Raw genomic sequence first — 3,468 nt, 5'->3', positions numbered from 1 at the left:
TGTTCACAAGACATATCTGGTACATCAAAGATGTATTTCATTGTTTCACCTCCTATAGTTTTTTTGTAATTCGACTGGAATTGTAAATTACGTTTATGGAACTGAATAACATGGCAATCTCTGCTATTGCTGGGTGAAGGATTCCAACCATTGCCAAAGGTATTGCGATAATGTTGTAGAAGAATGCCCAGAATAAGTTTTGCTTTATTTTTTTAAAGGTTATTTCAGATATCTTTATTGCATCTATTACTTTTGAAATTTCTCCTTGACTTATTATTACATCCGCAGATTCTATTGCTAAATCCGTTCCGTTGCCTATTGCAATACCCATATCAGATGATTTTAAAGCGGCGGCATCATTTATTCCATCGCCTATCATAGCGACTCTTTTCCCTTCTATCTGATATTTTCTGACTATTTCTACTTTATTTTGAGGAGATATATTTGCAAAGACCTTATTAATTCCAACTTTTTTAGCAACGGCTCTGGCAGTTTTTTCGTTGTCACCTGTTACCATTATGGGTTCCATTCCCATTTCTTTTAATTGTTTTATAGCTTCTACGGCATCACTTTTAATCTCATCAGCGATTCTTATGTACCCAACAATTTTTTCATTTTTACTTACTTCTATTACCGTTTCTGCGTTTTCCATAAATTCTTGGTAGGGTTTTGCATCACGTGGTTTACCGATATAATATTTATTGTTTTTGTATGTTCCAACGATTCCCTTGCCTGTTATTTCCTCTATTTCTTCAATTTTTATGTTCTGATTTTTAATATGTTCATGTGCGTATTCGACTATCGCCTTAGCCAAAGGGTGAGTAGAATTTTTCTCTATTTCTGAAATAATTAAAAATGTTTCATCATCTAAATTGTGTTCAATAACTGAAGGTTGGCCTTTAGTTAAGGTTCCAGTTTTGTCCATGAGAATTGTATCTATATCTTTAGCCGTTTGAATAGCTTCTCCATTTTTTATGATCAATCCTTTCTTGGCAGATACAGAACTTGCAGCCACAAGGGCCATAGGAGTTGCTAAGCCAAGTGCGCATGGGCACGCTATAACAAGGGTGGCAACAAATGAAAAAATTGCGGTAGATAGCGGACCGGCATCTGTAAGAACCCATGGAATGATATTTGAAGCGTTAATTAAAAAAGGTTGGAACGTTTCATATTGGAAAAACCAAAGGATACCACTTAGGACAGCTAAAGAAAAAACTGTCGGAATAAAATACAAGGTTATTCTGTCAGCTAGGGCTTGAATAGGTACTTTAGAGGATTGTGCCTCTTCTACAAGTTTAATCATTTGATTTAGGAATGTGTCTTCTCCAACTTTTTCAACTTTTATTTTTAAGAGTCCTGATTCGACTATTGTGCCACTCACCACGGAATCCTTCTCACCTTTTGATACAGGTAATGGTTCGCCACTTATCATAGATTCGTTTATGGAAGCTTGTCCTTCTACGATAGTACCATCTAAAGGGATTTTTTCACCTTGTCTCACCAGTATTAAATCACCTATTTTAACTGTGTCTATGGGTAATTCAACCACGCCATCATCAGTAATCACATTGGCTTTGTCTACTTTCATGGAAAGAAGGAGCTTTATTTCTCTTGAAGCACTATGTTTCATCCTTGCTTCAATGTATCTACCTATCAGATTCAGCGTAATGAGCATAGATGCAATAGTACCAAAAGAAAGGATATCTAAACCAATAATTGCTAAAACTGTAGTCGCCCAAGCGGAAATAGCCCCAAGAGAAACTAATGTATCCATATTGGTATGAAGATGAGATAAAGCTATCCAAGCACTTTTTAAAGTTTTTCTACCTGGTATGAAGATTGTTGCTGCACCACCGATTAATTCAATGAATAGCATAAAAGGAATATTCAATCCGCTCATATTTAAGATCATTAGAACCATAAGGGGAATCGTAATAGCTAATGAAATATACATATCTTTGCGCGATTCTTTGAATCTTTTTTCTATCAAGTCCTCGGTGGGCATTTCTTCAGAAACCTTGTATCCAACGTCTGATACAGCCTTTTTGATTTTATTCATTGGTATTGATTCTTGGGATATTAATACAGCTTTTTCTGTGGCTAGATTGACGGAAACATATTTCACGCCGTCTAATTTTTTAAGTGCCCTTTCTACGTTTTTTACACATGTAGCGCAGGTCATCCCCTGAACGCTGAAAGATATTTTATTATTTTCGGCAAATTTTTCTTGAGAATTAGAGGGTTCTAACGATTTTTCTTTGACTTCATTCATATATTACACCACCTTTTCTACGTTTTTTTGAGATAATCAAAAACCTCTTCAAGTTCTTCCAATTTTATATTGATTTCTTCGGTATCTTTAGAAGACGTTGCATCTTTCACACAAGTTTCTATATGTTTTTTCAATATTTCAGAGTGTGCATTTTTTAAAAGGGAAATTGTGGCCAACAGTTGCTTAGATATATCAATACAGTATCTTTCTTCTTCAATCATTTTTATAGCTGCATCAATCTGTCCACGAGCTGTTTTAAGTTTTCTAAGAGCCTTTTCGTGTTTCATAAAATCGCCTCCTTTTTATCCATCCCACATGGGGAGGGTATAAAAATTATAAACTATTTTTATTACGATCAAATTAATTATTCCTTTTTATGGGACACAAAATCTTTAAAACTTATTAAAATAATATAAATTCGATCATTTACTCATGAGTTACTAACTCGTGAGTAAGTAACTCTAAAGTTAGTAAATACTACACCACAAAATTGTTGTTTCTGGTAAAAAACCTAAGTATTGTTTCACAAAATATACTATAAAAATAAAATCAATAAAAAAGACGCCTTGTGCAGACGCCTTTTATATTTTTTAACAATCTAATATTTTATCTAGAAAATAGCTAAATCATTTTTCATCCCTTACCAATTAAATTTCTACTCTTTTCACTTTAAAACTTCGTAACCTATTTAAAGCTGCCCCTACCTCGTACGGTCTTGGTTTTACGTAATCACCATCAGGGTAGTTAAAAGGAGAGATAATTTTAAGTCCTTCTTTTTCTAAAATATTGAAGATTTTATTCAATATATCTCCCAGTGAACTCTGGCCGTCTATGATTCCTTTCTGTAAAGCAAAAACAAGGATGTGACCAATTGTTTTGGCTTGTTCTCTATTTAAAAGCTGCTCAAGGTTACCTAATTCAATATTGTTTCTACCAAAATGAATAACATCTTTGCTTGAGGCTTTAACCTTTAATTTACTTCCCCGCTTAGGGTTAATACTAACAGGATCGGGAACTCTGCGACAAATTCGGCCAAATTTATCAGAACTCTCCTCTTTTCGCAGGGTAGGAAGCTCTCTTGCAATCTTGTGTGCCAGTTCTGTGACATTCTTAGGTCTATATTCATCCATCATGATCACATGATCTGCAACATTAAAGTAATCTCCAGCTCCTCCGACTACGATCACAGTAGAGAC

Annotated in this window: 3 protein-coding genes; all 3 read right to left on the bottom strand. The window is 34.5% G+C overall.

Translation table 11 applies throughout. The features are described 5' to 3' along the window. Positions 1 to 52: 52 nt before the first annotated feature. Positions 53 to 2,272 carry a heavy metal translocating P-type ATPase gene (locus AA81_RS13315; RefSeq protein ID WP_103899301.1) on the bottom strand — a complete coding sequence of 740 codons (2,220 nt, stop codon included), beginning with the start codon at positions 2,270 to 2,272 and terminating at the stop codon, positions 53 to 55. Positions 2,273 to 2,289: 17 nt separating this feature from the next. After that, complete coding sequence (locus AA81_RS13310) at positions 2,290 to 2,559, bottom strand: metal-sensing transcriptional repressor (RefSeq protein ID WP_103899300.1); 270 nt, start codon at positions 2,557 to 2,559, stop codon at positions 2,290 to 2,292. Between the two features lie 360 nt (positions 2,560 to 2,919). Beyond that, positions 2,920 to 3,468: P-loop domain-containing protein (locus AA81_RS13305; RefSeq protein WP_211292722.1), on the bottom strand; the 549-nt coding region annotated here is incomplete at its 5' end.

The organism is Petrotoga halophila DSM 16923 (assembly GCF_002924615.1).
This window is presented reverse-complemented; position numbering and strand designations above follow the sequence as displayed.

What these genes read in the sequence shown, in the direction of transcription:
- AA81_RS13310 (WP_103899300.1), bottom strand. Translation starts at nt 2,559, where the DNA reads ATGAAACACGAAAAGGCTCTTAGAAAACTTAAAACAGCTCGTGGACAG.
- AA81_RS13315 (WP_103899301.1), bottom strand. Translation starts at nt 2,272, where the DNA reads ATGAATGAAGTCAAAGAAAAATCGTTAGAACCCTCTAATTCTCAAGAA.